Here is an 18268-nt window from a genome sequence, read left to right on the forward strand (position 1 = left end):
AAACATGGCATACGATGTAAGCAAAATGGCCGACTGGCAGGTTTCCGAAGCGGCGGAGCAGAACATGCCCATGCCCGAGGATTGGCAGGACAAACTGGGGCTGAGCCGGGAAGAGATGATTCCCATGGGCCGGCTGTCCAAGATCGATTTCCTGAACGTCATGAACCGGATGAAAGACAAACCGGACGGGAAATACATCGAGGTCACCGCCATCACGCCCACCCCGCTCGGAGAGGGCAAATCCACCACATCCGTGGGCCTCATGGAGGGCCTGGGCAAGCGCGGCAAAAACGTGGGCGGCGCCCTGCGCCAGCCTTCCGGCGGGCCGACCATGAACATCAAGGGCTCTGCCGCCGGCGGCGGCAATGCCATCCTGATCCCCATGACCGAGTTTTCCCTGGGTCTGACCGGCGACATCAACGACATCATGAACGCCCACAACCTGGCCATGGTCGCTTTGACCGCCCGGATGCAGCACGAGCGCAACTACGGCCCGGAAAAGGTTGAAAAGCTCTCCGGCATCCCGGCGCTGAATATCGACCCCACCCGCGTGGAAATGAACTGGATCATGGACTACTGCGCCCAGGCGCTTCGCAAGATCGTCATCGGGCTCGGCGGAAGGGCCAACGGCTATACCATGGAATCCGGCTTCAACATCGCGGTCAGCTCCGAGTGCATGGCCATTCTCGCCATAGCCAGGGACCTGGCCGATCTCCGGGAAAGATTGAGCAACATCACGGTGGGCTTTGACATCTCCGGCAACCGGGTCACCACCGGCGACCTGCAGGTCGGCGGCGCCATGACCGCCTGGATGCGAAACACCATCAACCCCACGCTGATGTGCACCGCCGAATATCAGCCCTGCTTCGTGCACGCCGGCCCGTTTGCCAACATCGCCGTGGGCCAGTCCTCAATCATCGCCGACCGCATGGGCCTGAAGATGTTTGACTACCATGTGACCGAATCCGGCTTTGCCGCTGACATCGGCTTTGAGAAATTCTGGAACGTCAAGTGCCGCAACTCCGGCTTAAAACCCCATGTTTCCGTGCTAACGGCCACTATCCGGGCCCTGAAGATGCACGGCGGCGGCCCCCGGGTCGTTCCGGGACGTCCGCTTCCCGAAGAATACACCAAGGAGAACCTGGACCTGCTGGAAAAAGGCATTGATAACATGGTCCACATGATCGGCGTGATCCGAAAATCCGGCATGAACCCTGTTGTCTGCGTCAACTGCTTCCCCACTGACACCAAGGCGGAAATCGAGCTGGTCAAAAAACACGCTGAGGCAGCCGGCGCCCGCTGCGCCCCCTCCACCCATTTCATGGACGGCGGCGACGGCGCTCTGGAAATCGCGGATGCCGTCATCGACGCCTGCGAGGAAGAGTCCAACTTCGAATTCCTCTATCCCATGGACAAGAGCCTGCGCGAGCGCGTGGACACCATCGCCCGCGAGGTTTACGGCGCAGACGGCGTGGACTGGCTGCCGGATGCGGAAAAGAAGCTCGATATGCTCGATTCCGATCCCCAGTTCAAGGACTATTCCACGATGATGGCCAAGACGCACTTAAGTCTGTCCCACGAGCCCACCTGGAAGGGCGTGCCCAAGGGATGGAGACTGCCGGTGCGCGACATTTACATTTACTCCGGTGCCAAGTTCCTGGTCCCGGTGGCCGGCGCTATTCCGTTTATGCCCGGCACCAGCTCCAGCCCGGCCTATACCAAGGTCGATGTGGACACGGAAACCGGCAAGGTCTCGGGTCTGTTCTAAGACTTTCCGGATTACTGAAACAGACACAAAAAGCCCCGGCGGTCATCGACCGTCCGGGGCTTTTTTATTTTTGAATGCGCTGTTAATGCGGGCTAAAGCCCGCCCCTACATTAGGTCAATTTAAAAGCACCTGCACAGATAGCCTTCCCATTTGAAAAGGCGGGCTAAAGCCCGCCCCTGCCGCCGCTACGGCATTTTCGCAGAAAGCAACTCAAAGATCTCCTTTAAAATCCGTCCATACTGTCATTTCGAGCGGCAGCGAGAAATCTTTGCAATAAGATTCCTCGTCGCTGGCGCTCCTCGGAATGACAGTGTGTGAGCGTCGCTGGCGCTCCTCGGAATGACAGTGGCGGAAAATGGATTACTTGACGCAGTAAACAAACAGCTTGGTGGCGAGCTTGGCGGCGGTAAATTCGGATACCACCGAGCCTTCCACCTTGGCCAGCTCATTGATATCCGCGGCCACCACGTTTTTCTCCGCCCCCACCCGCTTGATAAGCTCCACCACCTGCCGGTAGGTCAGGCCGCCCGGCACGGGGGTCCCGGTCCCCGGCATAATCCCCGGATCCAGCCCGTCTAAATCAATACTCAGATAGACATTCTCCGGCAGGGCGTAGACCACGTCATCCATCCAGGAATTGTCCGCGGGATTCAAATTATGGGCGTAAAACGGGTATAAATGATGGGCCTTGATATAGTCAAACTCCTCGGGGCAGAAAGACCGAATGCCCACCTGCACAAAGGGAAGCCTTAAATCCTCACCGATCCGGCGCATGACACAGGCGTGGTTGTATGGGCTGCCGTTCCATTCGCTTCGCAGATCCAGATGCGCGTCAATCTGCAGAACCCCCGCATCCGGATATTGATCCGCCACCGCCCGCGTCAGGCCGATGGTAATGGCATGATCGCCGCCAACGGATAAGAGAAATTTTTTCCGATGCAAATGCCTGCCGGCAGATTCGGCGATCTCTTTTACCGCCTGCTCCGGCTCCCGGCCCGGGGCCAGCCGCTCAAGGGTATGAATGCCCAGTTCCCGCCAGTCCACCAGGGTTTCCTCATCCAGGCATTCAAGCTCCACGGAGGCGCTCAACAGATGATAGGGCCCCTCGCCTGCGCCGGCGCCGTAGGAGGGCGCCACTTCATAATAAATCGGCAGCACCATCACCCGGGCATCTTCAATATCCGTGTAAATTGCTTCACCGCCAAATGGTATAAATGTGTCTGGTATCATTTTACAAATATCGCTGCTGCTAAGACGGTTGTCCAAAGATTGCCCTCCGCACCGAGGGCGGCCTGGCTGATATGCCGGGAATGAATGATTTTTCCGGACATTTTGTAAATATCCCGGCGTTCATCATAGTCCTTGTCCGGATCGAATTCAATGCCCAATGTGGTGGCCAGCATGGAGGCGGCAATATCTTCGGCAAACTCGCCGGCTTCGGTTTCGGTCTGCCCGTAGCCGTGATGCTCGGACAGGTATCCGTAGCGCTCATTACCTTCGGGCAGGGCCAGGCCGATGCTTGCCACCAAGCGGCGGCCGGGCTCGCGGCTTTCCTCCCTGGCCATAACACAGTGGGTAATCTCGCCGGCCTCAAGCTTTGCCAGACCTTTTTCCTTATCCAGAATTTTACAGCCCGGCGGGAATATGGAAGACACCTGAACCAGGTTCAAATGCGCAATGCCGGCCTCCCGCAGGGCATTCTCAAACGAGGCGAGCTGGGCCTTATCCCGCCCCACCCCTTTGGTAAAAAATATATATCGTGGCACATACATGGTTCCTGCTTCCTTTCTACACAATCATGCCAAAGATAAACAAGCGCCAAAGCCATTAACCCACTCCCATATGCACGGTCTGTCATTTCGAGCGCCAGCGAGAAATCTTCAATTGAGCGCCAGCGAGAAATCTTCAATTGCAATTTTTAAGATTTCTCGTCGCTCTCGCTCCTCGAAATGACAGCAGCGGCAAGCTAAAGTTAATGACATTGAAACAAGCGCCTTTATTAGTTTGTATCAAGGGGATTTGTCAAATAAAAAACAAGCCGGTGCCGGGCATGGCAAATTTGTTTTATCTGTGTTCAGGCGGGCGCAGTGGCCCGCCCTACGCGGGTTAATGCCGAAATTGCGTAGGGTCGGCCACCGTGCCGACCTCCATGCGAAAAACCCCATTGATTATGGATTTTATCGTCAGAACAAATTCATCGTGAAATGCCGGGCATCAAACTTGAAAATTGTTCAATTGAGGTGTTATGTTTATATTAACCATTTACACAAAATGTTATCAACCCATTCATGCCGAACAGGCCGGGAAATATGAATATCAAACTAAACTTGAGCCGCCATTGCATAGAGACCGAAATGAAGCGGCAGTATAACAAAACCATTTCGGATTACTTCAAAAAAAAGGCGGGCGATGACAAGCAGGCCCTGGAAACCCGGATCGATCTCTTGCAGCAGGGACTGGAAACATTTGACTTCAACCGCCTGCGCACCCAGTATGCGGAGCTCCGGGGCGAGGCGCCGGCAGCGGTCGAGTTGACTGCAACCGCCGGGCAAAAACCGCAGCTTCTGATTAACGGAAAGGCTATCGATGCGAATTAATATCACCCGATATTACCGGCATTCCAATCAATCCCCGTATGGCCCGGGCGGCGGCGGCAACCCGCTTATCTTCTGGCTGCTGGTCAGATGGCTCTGCCTGACCGGGGCCATTATGCTGACGGAATATATGGTAGCCGGTATCCAGGTGGCGGGATTTGGCCATGCCCTGGGCGCGGCCATGGTGCTGGGCGTGTTAAACATCATCCTGCGGCCGATTCTCTTTATCCTCACCCTGCCGATCACCATCATGACGCTGGGGCTTTTTACCTTTCTCATCAATGCCCTGATGTTAAAAATGGCCTCCGGCCTGATGCCGGGATTCTCGGTGATCGGTTTCTGGTCGGCGATATTCGGGGCGCTTATTATCAGCGTGATCAACTGGCTCTTGAATGCGATAATCAAGGATTCCACCGGCGGGGGCCCGGGTGGGCGAGGCGGGCCGGGGGCGCGCAAAAGCGAGGAATACATTGATATGAAAAAACAGGACGACCGCTGGGAATGATTTTTAAAAAAAATACGAGCAGGCCAATACCGCAAACATGACACCCGCCACATCCGCGGTCAGCGCCGCGGCCATGGTGTGCCGGATCCGGCGGACCTGAACCGCGCCGAAATATACGGCGATTACGTAAAACGTGGTCTCCGTGGAACCCTGCATCGTGCTGACCAGATACCCCACATAGCTGTCCGGGCCGACGCCGGGGTCCTGAATAATTGATGCCATGATCCCATAGGCGCCGGAGCCGGAGAGCGGCCGCAGAAGCGCCATGGGCAGGGCTTCGGCCGGAAGCCCCACCTTTGCCGTAAAATCGCCCAAAAACCCCACCATGGCCTCCATGGCGCCGCTGGCCCGAAACATCCCCACGGCCACCAGAATCGCCACCAGATAGGGAATGATTTTGACCGCCACCTGAAAACCATCCTTGGCCCCTTCCACAAATACTTCGTAGATGCGCACCCCCCGGATCAGGCCGAAAAGCAGAAATCCCATTATCAAAGACGGGATAATCCAGGGAGAAATGATCTTCCCGTAGATAATGGTAAGCGGAATCAGGCAGACAAGCCCGCCCATGGCGAGTGCGCTCACCCACAGGGGATAACCGGAATCCCCTTCGTACGCCGCCGCCCAATCCGCATCCGCCTCGTCATCTGTATTCTCATTACCTGAAGCCGATTCTTCAACCGCTTCTGCATGGGGATACGTCCCCGCTCCTACCTGCTGGAGCGGATCCGGCGAGGCGAACCTTGAGTAAAGCTTGGCCGCAATTACCGCGATAATGGTTGAGCCCATGGTGGCAAACAGGGTGGTGGGCAGAATGGCCGCCGGTTCCATGGACCCGGCCGATGCCCGCAGCGCGATCACGCCGGTGGGCAGCAGGGTGATATTGGAGGTATTAATGGCCAGAAACAGGGCCATGGAGTTGGTGGCCGTGCCTTTTTCCGTGTTTAGCTTATCCAGTTCCTGCATGGCCCGGATGCCGAACGGGGTGGCGGCATTGCCCAGCCCCAGGGCATTGGCCGACATATTGAGAATCATCGCGCCCATGGCCGGATGCTCCGGCGGCACCTCCGGAAACAGGCGGGTCATCAGGGGCCGGATCAGCCGGGAGATAATGCGCAGCATCCCGCCCTCCTCGGCCACCTTCATCAGCCCCAGAAAAAGCGTCATCACGCCGATCAGCCCGATGGCCAGCTCCACCGCCCCGCCCGCCGAATCCACTACGGCCTGGGACAGCGCCTGGATGGGCGTGGTATCGGCATCCGCCATGCCGCCGGTTACCTGGTGGAACGCGGCAAACACAAAGGCGATGCTTACGATGGCAAAAAAAACGACATTCATGGGATAATCAGAATAATTCCTGCTGTTTGGGGCTTTTCGGTTCGGCGGTTTCTGCCGCCGGCTCCGCTATTGGTTCGGCCGTCTTTGCCGGCTGATACATATCATCTTCTAAAGGCGCAGTTTTGTATGAGACGGCAAATCGATCCCTGCCCTCGCTGTCCACCTGCTGCGGGCGGTGAAAAAAGATCTCTTTCTCCTGGTTCGTCACCACCGGAAACCCGTATGCGCTGCTCTCGTGCTTGATCGCCTTTCCTGAAGCCAGCCGGTCTTTAACAAAATCCCTGTGCCGGGCCAGGCGGTCGGTGATCACCTGATTGCCGAAAGGCACCATTTGATCCACGGTTCTGCGGATCTCCTCAACAAACTCGCTCTCCAGCTCAAACCCGATGGAATTTCGGGCCGCAACCATTGCGGCGATCATGGTGGTACCCGCCCCCAGGAACGGGTCCAGAACGGTGTCGCCGGCCACGGAATACATATTGATAAGCCGGTAGGCGAGCTCAAACGGAAACGCGCCGCTTCTCTCCCGCACCTTCTTGTCCTGCATTGCCTGGCGCGCGCCTTTCAAATCCATCCATACGTCTGAGAACCACTGATTTCGCTCCTCCCAGAATAAAGCGCTTCTGCGCCTGTCCGCCTTTTCCGAAGGGATGTCAAATTCGCGCTTATCGCCTTTTCTTAAGATCAGGACGTATTCATGCTCCAGGGTCACGTAGGCGCCGGCCGGCAGCATGCCGGAGCCCATAAACTTGTTCGGGGCATTGGTCTGCTTGCGCCATAAAACGGCCGGCAGCGGGCACAGGCCCTTACCGTATAGATAGGAAAGAATGCGGGCATGATTGGGATACAGCATGAACCGGCTGCCAATCGTGCGCGTGGCATCGCCGATGTTGATACAGGCAAAGCCACCCGGCTTTAATATGCGCACCACTTCATTCCACACCTTATCCAGCACCTGATGCATCATCTCAAAGGCCTGGTCGCGGTTTTGATCTTTGAGAGCAGCGGCGACTTTTTGGCTCTGCGCGGCAAACGTGTCATCCCACATCTCGATCATGGGATACGGCGGGGAGGTGACGACCAGATCGATGCTCTGATCAGCCACCGCCTTCATCTTTTTTGAATCCGCAAAAAACAGCCGATGGTCAGTCTTCATGAATCGATACTCTCTTAAGGTTCGGGGACCGTGTCCTTGACAATGGCGATGACCTCTTCCGGCGAATCCGCCATTTTCAGAATATCCAGATCCACCGGGGATATCATGGCATTTTCAAGGAGCTGGCACTTGATCCACTCGATCAGCCCGCACCAGTATGCGGAATCATAGAGGATTACCGGCAGGGGCTTAATCCGGCGGGTTTGAATAAGGGTGACCGCCTCAAACAGCTCATCCAGCGTACCGAATCCGCCCGGCATGATAATATAGGCCATGGCATATTTGACAAACATGACCTTGCGGATAAAAAAGTACTTGAATTCAAGCTTTACATTCGCATAGGGGTTGGGCTGCTGCTCCATGGGCAGCTGGATATTGAGCCCCACCGAGGCCCCGCCTTTTTGGGCCGCCCCCTTATTGCCGGCCTCCATAATGCCGCCGCCCCCGCCGGTGATAACGGCAAATCCGTTTTCCACCAGCATTTCCGCCATTCGCACCGCGGCCTGGTAGTGCGGACAGTCCGCGCCCATGCGGGCGGAACCGAATATGCTGACCGCCGGCCCCACATCATGCAGGGTATCCACGCCGTCGACGAATTCACCGATAATCCTGAACACCCGCCAGGATTCGCCGAGCTTGAACTCATCGATCAGATACTGATGCCTCTCAGGGGTTTTATTCATTTTATCCATTTTTTTACTTTCCATACATACGCGCCCCGGGCCGCTCTGGAAAACGGTCAGGTGGATTTGCCGTAAATAACGATGCTGTTTGGCATAGCGCCGCTTAACAAAAAAATCCAATTATAAATCAATAAGTTGAAAATAAACCAGAACTGTTTTTGTTAGCAATCCCCTTAAATATTGTCAATGATTTAGTTTGACAAAAATGCCATCCGCATGGTATTTGTTACGAGTTATAGTCCTGAAAATAATCAAAAATATGAATGATTTAAAAAAGCAGCTCGCAAAAGATGTGACGATTACCAATGAACTCGGCCTTCATGCCAGGCCGGCGGCCATGATCGCCGAACTGGCAAGCCAAGCGCAATCCAATGTCTGGCTGACGAAAGATGATCAATGCGTGGACGCCTCGAGCATCATCGACATCCTCTCACTGGCCTGCTTAGAGGGATCAACCGTCACCCTTCAAATTGAAGATCCGGCAGACGCGGAAATCTTGAACAAACTCTACGAGCTTTTTAAATCCGGATTCGGGGAGTAAATGGCGCCCAGAGAGCATGAAATCATATTAAACGGCATTAGCGGATCACCGGGCATCTGCATCGGCAAAGCCTATTTGGTCGACCGCGAGGGCGTTGATGTAATCGAAAAATACTACATCAGCGAAGACCAGACCAAAGACGAAATCTCGCGGTTTAAAAATGCCGTCAAAAAGGCCAAAACCGAGCTGGCCCAGGTAATTGAGGGGCTTCCCGAGGACCTCAGACACCATTCCTATATCCTTGAAACCCACATGCTCCTGCATAAAGACAAAATGCTCTACGGCAAGGCCATCGAGATTATTGAAACCGAGAAGGTAAACGCCGAATGGGCATTAAAAGAGGCCACCTCCCGGGCCAAGGCCATGTTCGCCAATATATCGGATCCGTATTTAAGAAGCCGGTCCACGGATGTTGAGCATGTCTCCGACTGCATCATGCGGAACCTCGTGGGCGCCCAGGATTTAAACATCTCCAATATCGACAAGCGGGTGGTTCTGGTGGCCAATACCCTCTCGCCGGCCGAAACCAGCCAGATCCAGCTGGAGCGCATTAAGGGGTTTATCACCAACCGGGGCGGCAAAGCCTCGCATACCAGTATTATCGCCCGCACCCTTGAAATCCCGGCGGTCCTTGGTCTGGAAAATGCCACGGAAGTCATCGAAAACGATGATATTATCATTGTTGACGGCAACAAGGGCGTGGTTATTGTTGATCCGGACGAGGAGACGCTCTTTCGGTATGAAGAACTGAGCAAGCAGTATGAAGCGCAAAAAGCCGATGCCATCCGGACCAGCTATCAACCGGCAGTCAGCTCCGATGGCCTTCGGCTGGGCATTATGGGTAACATTGAGCAGCCCGAGGAAATTGTGGCGGTCAGGGATCACGGCGGCGACGGCATCGGCCTCTTTCGGACCGAATTTTTGTACCTGAACCGGTCCCAATACCCGGGGGAAGAAGAGCTGTTTGAGCAGTACAAGGAAGTGGTCGAGCTGATGGCCCCCAAGCCGGTGACCATCCGCACACTGGATATCAACGGGGATAAACAAATCTCCGCCGTGCCCACGCCGGATGAGGCCAATCCCGCATTGGGCCTCAGGGCGATCCGGTTCTGCCTTAAAAAAACCGATGTTTTCAAGACTCAACTTCGGGCCATTTTACGGGCCGCCGCCCACGGCTATGTGCGCCTGCTGCTGCCGATGATATCGAGCTGCGAGGAAGTTCGCGAAACACTTGATTTGCTGAATCAGGCAGCCGAGGAACTCGGCCGGGAAGGCTATTCCTTTAACCGGGATATAGAAATCGGGGTGATGATTGAAGTGCCCTCTTCCGCGCTGATCGCAGACGCACTGGCCGAACTGGTGGACTTTTTCAGCGTCGGCACCAATGATCTCGTGCAGTATACCCTGGCCATTGACCGGGTCAACCGGCATGTGGCGGATCTCTATAACCCCCTGCACCCGGCGGTTATCCGGCTTCTCAAAATGGTGGCGGACACGGCGCATGAAAAAAACATCCGGGTCTACATTTGCGGGGAAATGGCCGCAGAAATGATCAACCTGCCGCTGCTGCTGGGGCTGGGATTTGAAGAACTGAGCATGGCGCCGCAGTCCATCCCCATGATCAAAAACATGATCCGTAAAATCAATGCGGCGGATGCGCAGAAATTTATTGAAAAGGTGTGCGCTCAGAAATCCGCCCTGGACACCATGCAGCTGATCCAGGAAACCTACGGCGACCTCTTGACTGAAAAGTTTGGCTAAAAATTAAAATCATATAAATATAGACCGCAACCCCTATGGATAATGAACATATCAAAATTATTGCAGAAAACCGAAAAGCCCGCCATGAATTCCATATCGATGACGAGATTGAAGCGGGTATGGTGCTTCGGGGAACCGAGGTCAAATCCCTGCGGGAAGGCCGGGCCAACTTAAAAGACGCTTACGCGAATATCAAAAACGGGGAACTCTATCTGTATCAGGTGCATATCAGCCCCTACCCCTTTGCGTATTACGACAACCATGCGCCGCTGCGCCCCAGAAAACTCCTGCTGCATAAATCCGAATTAAAACGGCTTATCGGCAAAGTCCGTGAAAAAGGCTTTACCCTGGTGCCCCTTCGGATCTATTTTAAAAACGGCAAGGCCAAAGTTAAAATCGCCCTGGCCCGCGGCAAGCGTAAATACGACAAGCGGGAGGCCATTAAAGAGCGCGATCTTAAAAGAGAGATGGACCGGGAAAAAAAATACCGCCACTAGCCGCGCGCAAGCAATGCCGACATGTGTTGACAAACCCGCAGCGCATCATTAATATATAGGTGTAATTGATTAATCCTTTCATTGTTTCATGTCTTGTTTGGGGGCGAAACGGCTTCGACGGGGACACGGAAACAATGGTTGCATACCGAGGTCTGCTGGCTCGTAAAACTGGCAGCGTTTAAACACAAACGCAGACGACTATAACTACGCACTAGCTGCATAGAGGCAGCTAGCGTCCTTCCGGGTCTTCTCCTGCAGACCCGGAGCTGGGCGTCGACTAGCAGGATAGTCGATCCTGATTGCCTGTATCAGGACCGACGAAATTTAACAGGCTAGCCGATCAAGCATCCAGCCTGAAGGAGACTTGAAAGGCGAAATTCAAAATTCAGGCTAAGTATGTAGACGCCATTGTGGAATGTTGCCGGACGCGGGTTCGACTCCCGCCGCCTCCACCATTTTTAATACGTTACAAGGCTGGATAATCTATCTTTCCATTCAAGCAGCATTTAGCGGATTAATAGTCGACAGTTCTTTTTTAAAATCCTGCTCGGCTTTCCACAAATCTATTGCATGCTGGGCGGACAACCAAAATTCCGGAGAATTTCCAAATAGTCGGGACAGCTTTAACGCCATCAATGGTGAAACAGAACGTTTTTCCCTGAGAAGCTCGTTAATTGTTTGCCGGGATACGCCTAAAGCTCTAGCAAGTGAAGTCGCATTTAAATCATAATCCGGCAAATAATCTTCACGTAGCATTTCGCCAGGATGTGTAGGCTGTATTTCTCGCTTTATTGTATTATTAATCCCCATTGCTTTTCTCCTCAATGGTAATCAGTTATTTCCACATCATACGCATCGCCTTCAAAGAAACGAAAACAAATCCGCCACTGGTCATTTATGGATATTGAGAATTGCCCTTCCCTGTCCCCTTTTAACATATGAAGGCGGTTGCTTGGCGGCGCCTTACGGCTCGTTTAATCAAAACAGCAGGCAATCGCTTGGATTTTCCGCTAACATAAATTTTTTGGGGTTCTTTGTCAGCGAATGTTTTTATCATGAATTCATTGTAATTTGTCACGTGACAATTGTCAACAATACAAATTTAACTATAGCGCCCAATTTTGCCGATTTGCTTTCATTCTCGAAGGATTTTACAAGCCATCCCGCAAATATTGAATTCTTCTTGCCTTTTTACCTCGCCTATCTTATTTTACCTTAAAGTTTTATCCTAAAATAAAAATCAATCTTATTTTAAGTTTTGTCCCCAGGCCCATGAAAAGAAAACTGCAAGGTCAATATGTTGACATATTTACAACAGGCGAAAAGGCAAAGGCCTTCATCCCTGCTCCGCTACCGCCGCGCCCGCCAATCAACTGGACGACGGAACTTCGAAGTAAGTTCGACCAGGCATTACTGGCGATAGGGCGCCTGGACAGCGTTTCAACTCTCTTATCTGACACCTCCCTTTTCCTGTATATGTATGTCAGAAAAGAAGCGGTGCTTTCCTCCATGATCGAGGGGACCCAGGCCTCAATTTCAGATCTGCTGCTGTTTGAACTGGACCAGGAACCGGGCGTACCCCTGGATGACGTGCGCGAAGTCAGCAATTATGTGGCGGCCCTGGATTACGGTCGGAACCGCCTGGCGGGTGGGTTTCCAATATCCCTCAGGTTAATCAGGGAAATTCACAGGGTGCTGCTGACAAATAGACGAGGCAGCAATAACGAAGCCGGTGAGTTCAGGCGCAGTCAGAACTGGATTGGCGGCACCCGCCCAGGGAATGCTGTTTTTGTTCCGCCGCCGGCAGAGCAGGTACTTGAGTGTATGGGCAAACTCGAACTATTCCTGCATGATCAGCCGGAAGCGACGCCGGTGCTGCTCAAGGCGGCACTGGCCCATTTGCAGTTTGAAACAATTCACCCCTTCCTTGATGGCAACGGCCGGCTTGGGCGTCTCCTTATCACGCTGCTCCTATGCGAACATAAAGTATTGCAGGAGCCAATGCTTTATTTAAGCCTCTATTTTAAAGCCCACCGCCAGTATTATTATGAGCTATTGGATGGCGTCCGATTATCTGGCGACTGGGAAGCATGGCTGGATTTCTTTGCTGAGGCAATTATTGTGACGGCTGCCCAGGCTGTGGAAACGGCCCAACTGCTTGTCAATCTCTCAAATCAGAACCGCATGAAAATCAGTCGGATTGGTCGTGCGGCAAGCTCCGCCCTGGCCGTCCACCATGCATTGATGAAGCATCCAATTGCGACATCGGGCTGGTTGGTCGAGGAAACCGGGCTCACCCCGGCAACGGTCAATAAGTCCCTGGATCATTTAGTGCGTATTGGCATTGTGCGGGAACTAACCGAGCGGAAACGAAACCGGCTGTTCAGCTATACCGATTACGTTGAGGTTATGAATCGGGGAACTGAGCTCCCTGATACGTGATGCAGGGGGCTAATGCACAAATCTGTTCTCAGCCCGTTTTTCTGCTGAGCCCAATATCACTTCAATGCCTCATTAGATATCCGCTTAATTTTAAACACCTGTGCCGCTGTTTCTTAAAAGCTTGTTGACATTAAGGATGATGCCAGTTATTCATAATTCGCGAATCGCGAATAGAAAACAAAAAACTTATGGATCAAGAACAATGCTTTTAAAACCCCAAGACATTGTCGTCATGCTCAAGCTTGTTGCGATAAAAGAGGCGCAGTGGACGTATAATCAACTGTCAGTGGACCTCGGCATGAGCCCGTCAGAAGTACATGCGGCTGTTAAACGCGCATTAAGGGGGCACCTGGCAGCTTCCATTAACGACAATATTCAAGTCAACCGAAGTGCTCTCGAAGAATTTATTATTCACGGCATAAAATATGTCTTCGTTCCGGAACGAGGCGAAATGACGCGCGGCATGCCAACGATTTATGCAGTGGACCCGTTAAAGGCCCTTCTTTCCGGAACGGATGAGCCGCAACCCGTATGGCCGGATCCGATGGGCGAAGCGCGGGGTTCATCCTTTTCCCCATTGTATAAATCCGTCCCCAAAGCCGCCAGAAATGATAAAGCGTTATATGAACTCCTTGTACTGGTTGATGCAATCAGGGGCGGACGGGCAAGAGAGCGGGAACTGGCAACCAAAGAAATCAAACGCAGGCTCAGCAAATGACGGCCATAAAATCACATCCGAACGCGGAACACGTCGTTTTTGTGCTTCTTCAAATCCTTGCTGTCGATTCTGCCGCCGTCATTTTTGATCTGCCATAAATCCAGGTAGGCTTTTGCTTTCAGCGGAATCAAATATTCCTGCAATATCAGGGGAAGACCGTCTACCAGAGATTTGCCGCTGATAATGAAATCATAATAGTCATCATCCAACAGGATGGCGGACAGGCTTGAGGCCTGCTCATCTATCGGAATCGGCGTCAGGTGGCTGTCCGGTGACAACTCCAGGATATCCGGTTCTCTGGCAAACAGTTCCAGCATATACGGGAAGGTCTCGTCTTTTGGCGCATCAAACCGATAAAACAACGATTTGCCCGTGCTTTTCTGCTTGTTTTGGTATTGCCCTTCTTTGACAAACTCCCAGAAAAGACTGCCGAATCCCGCATCCACCGCCTCAACAACCAAAACAATATCCAGATCCCGGGTGGCTCTGAAATCAAGCCCCATCCGGCTCATGGCAATGTCGCAGGCGGTCCCCCCGATCATAACGTATTTATCCGAATGGTCCTTGAAATAATCCCGGAACCGGTTGATGCCCCTTACCATTGCACTTTCTTCTCCATCATTTCCTCTAAGGCTGATTCAATCCGTTCATCTTCTGTTTCCTGTAAGCTTAAATACAGGGACAAAGGATCTACTGTCTTTATGTTTGCAAGCATTTTCGGATCATAACGCCAAATTTCCAACTGAAAGTCCGCCTCCTCGGGATATGGGGAAATCGTAACAGGCATTATATCTTGGACAACCTTCCAATTTTTTGATGAAATGGCATATATCGGCTGTTTGGGAGGCGTCAGCATGGAATATTTGGCCAGTGCAGACTCCCCGGCTATCAGCAAGTCGATGTTTTTAGAACCATTTATCCACAATCTTTTTCTTACCGGCGTTTTCAAGTAATCAAATGCTGCCTCCCATAGTTGGCGAGGGTTTTTATCAAATTGCGCCACCCGCCGCTTACCCTCTAAAGACACATCAGCCAGACCCGCTGCTTCGATTTCATCAATTGCGCGCGACATCGTCATCGTTGAATAATCCAATCTATCCGCCAATTCCTTGGGCGTCACGGCATCCACGTCCGGATTCAACAGGACGTAAAGCACCACAACCTGGGCCGCAGGGCCTAATCTTTCAGTCTTTGACCGGGCCTTAATAAAATGTTCTTTTAAATCAATGGCCAGATCCGGCAGATACATCTGGTTGTCCGGAATGATAAATGGGGCCTTATATGCAATCAAGCGTTGCCGATTAAAGGAGGAAATGCTTCCCCCGAGAAAAATAGCCTGTAATTGAAGCTTTTCGCTAACTAGGTGGATATGTTTCTGTATTTTGGCCGGGGTCAGGTCATCACCGTTTTTTGCAGCCAGCGCAACAAATTCTTTTCCCAGCAGATTGAGTGCATAAAAGTCATAGTGATCGTGGAGAAAAAAAGGGAGCGAGCCGGTTTTTTTGTGCTTTGAAAAGGCCACCTGGATGCCTAAAGCATCATTTAAATAACGTTTGCAGCGTTTAAGGAGATCTCTCATGGTTAAGCCCCTATTTATAGTAACATTTTTTTTGCACGCTAACATAAGTTGCGTTACTATGCAAAAAATATGTTACTAAATTGTTTAAAACAATTTGCATGAAAGATACATCGGAACTTGTGAATTTCTTCTAAGTAACTTCACGGGTATTAGGTTTTGGGTATTAGGTATTAGGTTAATGAAATCAAGAATTTATGGTCGGCACGGTGGCCGACCCTACGATGAATCGGGTTTTCCCCATTCGTAGGGCGGGCCACCGTGCCCGCCTGAAAAATAGACAGAACAAATTTACCGTGCCTCAGTGCCTTTAAAGTTATTTTTAAGCTCGGTCCCGGGCGTGAGCCCGGGGGGGAATACTTCCAAAGAAAAATGACCCAAATCCAATTGGCAAAAATACTTAACTCAAGTCAGTCAAGGGTGGCGAAAATAGAGAAAGGAGTCCGACCGTTTCACTGGACCTTTTGATCAAATCATTATTGGCGGTGGGAGCAACCCAAAAAAATATCGCTGACGCACTATTGTAACTATGACCTAAATTGAGCGTTTCAAATTTTTAAAAAAATGAATCGCTCAATTCAGGTCATATATAAAGGTTTTGGTTGAGCCCTCTGTTGTTTTCAATAGCCCTTGCGGCTATATCGGCAGAGAGGCGAATAAGATTTTTACATGTTTCGGAAGCTTCGATATATTGGTTAAAGGTTTCTATAGAATCGAAATGCTGCCCCGTAATTTGGCTGCATTCAATGGAACCAGCGGTTTTTTTGAATTGATTCACCATCTCTTTTCCAATGGAAAACGAGTCAATTGAATTGCCCGGCGTTTTTTTTATTAAATTAATGTGGCCGGTGAAAAACTTTTTCACGTTGGAAGTGTAACCCATATGCCGAAGATTAAATCCATGAATCAGATTAATGGCCAGGATCGATCCCGCCACAGCCCCGCAAAGACCACCACTTAGGCCAATACCGCCATCGAAAACAAGGGACAGTCTTTCAAGTCGATCATTTCCGACCCCTGTTTTTTTACGAACCAGCGAAAGAACGTCCCGGGCGCAGTGACAGGAAGGGGGGCAACCATCATGGCTATTAATATCGGTGTCGGAGAGTCTGTTGTTATGATTCAATGTCAGGTAATTCATTGCGCCGCCTGCCATTAACATGCACCTGATAATTTTACGGGCGGAAAAAAAATATTTCAGCTGCCCGGTCACACTGTGAAAATCAACTTTATTTCTTTCCCGGCATTGAGTTGTGCTGTAGGTGTCATGAAACCAATCCATATAGCTGCCTACGGATTTAAGGACGGCGGCTTCCGCACAACTGCCATTGTTTTTCAAATGATGATCGTTCATTAACGCAATGCCAAGCGCTCCCCCTGATGCTATGCCGCAGGTGGAGCCATTTGCCACGCAGCCGCCTTCCAGGCCGGTCGCGGCCATCAATACAATATCATCTTTTTCATGGACTGCATCCTGCACTCCTTCAAGTGTTGCCAGCGATCAGTTCAACGCCCATAAAAGTCTGAAACTGTTTTTCAGTTTCTGAAGATTCTGTTTGAAAAGCAACATTGGCGGATTTCTCCAATTTATTCTCGCTAAAGTTTTGATAAAAATGAATCTAAATCGTTCGGTGGTTTGTTTTTGACCTTCATTTTCATTGAACACCTCCTTGTGGATTATATTATTCCACTCTAAAAAAAGTGTCCACTAAATCCCTCAATTTAGGTCAAAATCAGGCCATGTCGCTAAGAAGACGACCACCTGTTCATCGGCCAGCGCGGCCCGTGGTCTTCACAGGCGGTGCAGCAGGTGGAGCGGTATTGTGAGGAGAAGGAGCGCAGAAAAACCGAGAATTGAAATTATTGTTGCTTTTGTTTTTCAACCGCTGCCCGATGCTTTTTATCCCCTTCTTTTCCTTTTTTTCGTTTATCCAGTTCCTTAATCAGGCCGATCCGACCGTAAGCGATGAGAACATCATTTGGCGCGATTTGGGTGCTGCCGATGGGGGTTCCGATATATCTGCCATTCGGCTTTTTGACGCCCAGTATTAATACGCCCTCTTCACTCAGGCGCGACTCCTGAAGGGATTGGCCGGAGAGCCAGTCCTCCGCCTGAACCTTGATCTCCGCAAGCCGATATTCCCCGGCCAAATGCAGCAGGCTGGCATAATCAGTGACATCCAATCTTGTAAACCGCTTAAGTGCTTTGTCAATGACGGTTGAAAGCTTTTGATCGACCCATTTGCTGTATGCAAAGCTCCACAGGACGACCAAACCCGTAACCAGAACAATAATCCGCAGCGTTAAACTGGAGCCTTCACCGGTGTGAACAAACGTGAGGATGAGGCTGGAGACCGCGGTGACAATGCCTGCATTTCCCAGAAGCATCAGAATCAATACAATTCTGCGGCGAATGGGATGATTCACCACCATTTCGGATTCATTGGTGGTGAAGCCTGAGCCGGTGAATGCGGATCGCGCCTGAAACCTCGCAGCCTCCCGGGATATCCCCGTGTGGGTGAGCGCAATAGAGGCAACCCGGGTGACGATGATGGAGAGCAACACAACAAGCAGTAATGAAATAATAGCGATCATGGGCGAAAATTAGCCTTTTGGAAATCAGGACAGCATACCCATTTATAATGGAAAAATCAGTAAACTGTCCCCGGATTTTTCCCCAAAATTTTA

Annotated in this window: 19 protein-coding genes and 1 other RNA gene; 9 read left to right on the forward strand and 11 right to left on the reverse strand. The window is 51.6% G+C overall.

Annotated elements, in window-relative coordinates; all coding sequences use genetic code 11:
* The first annotated feature begins 4 nt into the window (after window positions 1–4).
* Window positions 5–1768: a formate--tetrahydrofolate ligase gene (locus U5L07_04100; GenBank protein ID MDZ7830914.1), complete on the forward strand. Its 1764-nt coding sequence runs from the start codon at window positions 5–7 to the stop codon at window positions 1766–1768.
* A gap of 361 nt (window positions 1769–2129) precedes the next feature.
* Here the strand turns inward: U5L07_04100 and speB are convergent, their stop codons facing one another.
* Together speB and U5L07_04110 are read right to left on the reverse strand one after the other, a co-directional pair.
* Window positions 2130–2999: an agmatinase gene (gene speB, locus U5L07_04105; GenBank protein MDZ7830915.1), complete on the reverse strand. Its 870-nt coding sequence runs from the start codon at window positions 2997–2999 to the stop codon at window positions 2130–2132.
* On the reverse strand, window positions 2996–3541 hold the full coding sequence (locus U5L07_04110) for an arginine decarboxylase, pyruvoyl-dependent (protein MDZ7830916.1): 546 nt from the start codon (window positions 3539–3541) through the stop codon (window positions 2996–2998). Before U5L07_04110 ends, speB begins: the two co-directional genes overlap by 4 nt.
* Window positions 3542–4078: 537 nt before the next feature.
* Between U5L07_04110 and U5L07_04115 the strand changes: the two genes are divergently transcribed.
* Together U5L07_04115 and U5L07_04120 are read left to right on the forward strand one after the other, a co-directional pair.
* Window positions 4079–4366 (forward strand): hypothetical protein, encoded by a 288-nt coding sequence (locus U5L07_04115; GenBank protein ID MDZ7830917.1) that lies wholly within the window; start codon window positions 4079–4081, stop codon window positions 4364–4366.
* Entirely contained in the window at window positions 4356–4868 is a 513-nt protein-coding gene (locus tag U5L07_04120) for a phage holin family protein (protein ID MDZ7830918.1), read from the forward strand. Before U5L07_04115 ends, U5L07_04120 begins: the two co-directional genes overlap by 11 nt.
* 3 nt (window positions 4869–4871) lie before the next feature.
* Here U5L07_04120 and U5L07_04125 read toward each other — a convergent pair whose 3' ends face one another.
* Genes U5L07_04125 through U5L07_04135 form a run of 3 tightly spaced genes read right to left on the reverse strand, consistent with a single transcriptional unit; the run spans window position 4872 to window position 8069 of the window.
* Window positions 4872–6206 (reverse strand): nucleoside recognition domain-containing protein, encoded by a 1335-nt coding sequence (locus U5L07_04125; protein MDZ7830919.1) that lies wholly within the window; start codon window positions 6204–6206, stop codon window positions 4872–4874.
* Window positions 6207–6213: 7 nt separating this feature from the next.
* The gene (locus U5L07_04130) at window positions 6214–7362 is read right to left on the reverse strand and encodes a site-specific DNA-methyltransferase (protein MDZ7830920.1); all 1149 of its coding nucleotides are present in this window, start codon (window positions 7360–7362) and stop codon (window positions 6214–6216) included.
* A 14-nt stretch (window positions 7363–7376) separates the two neighbouring features.
* Complete coding sequence (locus U5L07_04135; protein ID MDZ7830921.1) at window positions 7377–8069, reverse strand: TIGR00730 family Rossman fold protein; 693 nt, start codon at window positions 8067–8069, stop codon at window positions 7377–7379.
* Window positions 8070–8304: 235 nt separating this feature from the next.
* On the opposite strand from U5L07_04135, the gene U5L07_04140 reads away from it, so the two are divergent.
* The 4 genes from U5L07_04140 (at window position 8305) to ssrA (ending at window position 11299) form a co-directional block, all read left to right on the forward strand.
* On the forward strand, window positions 8305–8586 hold the full coding sequence (locus U5L07_04140; GenBank protein MDZ7830922.1) for an HPr family phosphocarrier protein: 282 nt from the start codon (window positions 8305–8307) through the stop codon (window positions 8584–8586).
* A complete protein-coding gene (gene ptsP, locus U5L07_04145; protein ID MDZ7830923.1) occupies window positions 8587–10347 on the forward strand; it encodes a phosphoenolpyruvate--protein phosphotransferase in 1761 nt (586 codons plus the stop codon).
* A gap of 35 nt (window positions 10348–10382) precedes the next feature.
* Complete coding sequence (smpB, locus tag U5L07_04150) at window positions 10383–10844, forward strand: SsrA-binding protein SmpB (GenBank protein ID MDZ7830924.1); 462 nt, start codon at window positions 10383–10385, stop codon at window positions 10842–10844.
* Between the two features lie 99 nt (window positions 10845–10943).
* Window positions 10944–11299, forward strand: a transfer-messenger RNA (tmRNA) gene (gene ssrA, locus U5L07_04155).
* 40 nt (window positions 11300–11339) lie between these two features.
* On the opposite strand, the gene U5L07_04160 is transcribed toward ssrA, so the two are convergent.
* Together U5L07_04160 and U5L07_04165 are read right to left on the reverse strand one after the other, a co-directional pair.
* A complete protein-coding gene (locus tag U5L07_04160; GenBank protein ID MDZ7830925.1) occupies window positions 11340–11654 on the reverse strand; it encodes a HigA family addiction module antitoxin in 315 nt (104 codons plus the stop codon).
* Between the two features lie 11 nt (window positions 11655–11665).
* A complete protein-coding gene (locus U5L07_04165) occupies window positions 11666–11782 on the reverse strand; it encodes a type II toxin-antitoxin system RelE/ParE family toxin (GenBank protein ID MDZ7830926.1) in 117 nt (38 codons plus the stop codon).
* A gap of 334 nt (window positions 11783–12116) precedes the next feature.
* On the opposite strand from U5L07_04165, the gene U5L07_04170 reads away from it, so the two are divergent.
* Together U5L07_04170 and U5L07_04175 are read left to right on the forward strand one after the other, a co-directional pair.
* The gene (locus tag U5L07_04170; protein ID MDZ7830927.1) at window positions 12117–13286 is read left to right on the forward strand and encodes a Fic family protein; all 1170 of its coding nucleotides are present in this window, start codon (window positions 12117–12119) and stop codon (window positions 13284–13286) included.
* Window positions 13287–13488: 202 nt separating this feature from the next.
* Window positions 13489–14004: a hypothetical protein gene (locus tag U5L07_04175; GenBank protein ID MDZ7830928.1), complete on the forward strand. Its 516-nt coding sequence runs from the start codon at window positions 13489–13491 to the stop codon at window positions 14002–14004.
* Between the two features lie 11 nt (window positions 14005–14015).
* Here the strand turns inward: U5L07_04175 and U5L07_04180 are convergent, their stop codons facing one another.
* From U5L07_04180 to U5L07_04195, 4 genes are all read right to left on the reverse strand, one after another.
* Window positions 14016–14606: a hypothetical protein gene (locus U5L07_04180; GenBank protein ID MDZ7830929.1), complete on the reverse strand. Its 591-nt coding sequence runs from the start codon at window positions 14604–14606 to the stop codon at window positions 14016–14018.
* Entirely contained in the window at window positions 14600–15583 is a 984-nt protein-coding gene (locus U5L07_04185; protein ID MDZ7830930.1) for an HTH domain-containing protein, read from the reverse strand. The genes U5L07_04180 and U5L07_04185 overlap by 7 nt, the downstream gene beginning before the upstream one ends.
* A 580-nt stretch (window positions 15584–16163) precedes the next feature.
* Complete coding sequence (locus U5L07_04190) at window positions 16164–17060, reverse strand: C-GCAxxG-C-C family protein (GenBank protein ID MDZ7830931.1); 897 nt, start codon at window positions 17058–17060, stop codon at window positions 16164–16166.
* A 380-nt stretch (window positions 17061–17440) separates the two neighbouring features.
* On the reverse strand, window positions 17441–18175 hold the full coding sequence (locus tag U5L07_04195; GenBank protein ID MDZ7830932.1) for a TrkA C-terminal domain-containing protein: 735 nt from the start codon (window positions 18173–18175) through the stop codon (window positions 17441–17443).
* Window positions 18176–18268: the final 93 nt, after the last annotated feature.

Source organism: Desulfobacterales bacterium (assembly GCA_034520365.1).
In the GTDB taxonomy this organism is placed as follows: domain Bacteria; phylum Desulfobacterota; class Desulfobacteria; order Desulfobacterales; family Desulfosalsimonadaceae; genus M55B175.

What these genes read in the sequence shown, in the direction of transcription:
- U5L07_04100 (MDZ7830914.1), top strand. Translation starts at nt 5, where the DNA reads ATGGCATACGATGTAAGCAAAATGGCCGACTGGCAGGTTTCCGAAGCG.
- speB (MDZ7830915.1), bottom strand. Translation starts at nt 2,999, where the DNA reads ATGATACCAGACACATTTATACCATTTGGCGGTGAAGCAATTTACACG.
- U5L07_04110 (MDZ7830916.1), bottom strand. Translation starts at nt 3,541, where the DNA reads ATGTATGTGCCACGATATATATTTTTTACCAAAGGGGTGGGGCGGGAT.
- U5L07_04115 (MDZ7830917.1), top strand. Translation starts at nt 4,079, where the DNA reads ATGAATATCAAACTAAACTTGAGCCGCCATTGCATAGAGACCGAAATG.
- U5L07_04120 (MDZ7830918.1), top strand. Translation starts at nt 4,356, where the DNA reads ATGCGAATTAATATCACCCGATATTACCGGCATTCCAATCAATCCCCG.
- U5L07_04125 (MDZ7830919.1), bottom strand. Translation starts at nt 6,206, where the DNA reads ATGAATGTCGTTTTTTTTGCCATCGTAAGCATCGCCTTTGTGTTTGCC.
- U5L07_04130 (MDZ7830920.1), bottom strand. Translation starts at nt 7,362, where the DNA reads ATGAAGACTGACCATCGGCTGTTTTTTGCGGATTCAAAAAAGATGAAG.
- U5L07_04135 (MDZ7830921.1), bottom strand. Translation starts at nt 8,069, where the DNA reads ATGGAAAGTAAAAAAATGGATAAAATGAATAAAACCCCTGAGAGGCAT.
- U5L07_04140 (MDZ7830922.1), top strand. Translation starts at nt 8,305, where the DNA reads ATGAATGATTTAAAAAAGCAGCTCGCAAAAGATGTGACGATTACCAAT.
- ptsP (MDZ7830923.1), top strand. Translation starts at nt 8,587, where the DNA reads ATGGCGCCCAGAGAGCATGAAATCATATTAAACGGCATTAGCGGATCA.
- smpB (MDZ7830924.1), top strand. Translation starts at nt 10,383, where the DNA reads ATGGATAATGAACATATCAAAATTATTGCAGAAAACCGAAAAGCCCGC.
- U5L07_04160 (MDZ7830925.1), bottom strand. Translation starts at nt 11,654, where the DNA reads ATGGGGATTAATAATACAATAAAGCGAGAAATACAGCCTACACATCCT.
- U5L07_04165 (MDZ7830926.1), bottom strand. Translation starts at nt 11,782, where the DNA reads ATGTTAAAAGGGGACAGGGAAGGGCAATTCTCAATATCCATAAATGAC.
- U5L07_04170 (MDZ7830927.1), top strand. Translation starts at nt 12,117, where the DNA reads ATGAAAAGAAAACTGCAAGGTCAATATGTTGACATATTTACAACAGGC.
- U5L07_04175 (MDZ7830928.1), top strand. Translation starts at nt 13,489, where the DNA reads ATGCTTTTAAAACCCCAAGACATTGTCGTCATGCTCAAGCTTGTTGCG.
- U5L07_04180 (MDZ7830929.1), bottom strand. Translation starts at nt 14,606, where the DNA reads ATGGTAAGGGGCATCAACCGGTTCCGGGATTATTTCAAGGACCATTCG.
- U5L07_04185 (MDZ7830930.1), bottom strand. Translation starts at nt 15,583, where the DNA reads ATGAGAGATCTCCTTAAACGCTGCAAACGTTATTTAAATGATGCTTTA.
- U5L07_04195 (MDZ7830932.1), bottom strand. Translation starts at nt 18,175, where the DNA reads ATGATCGCTATTATTTCATTACTGCTTGTTGTGTTGCTCTCCATCATC.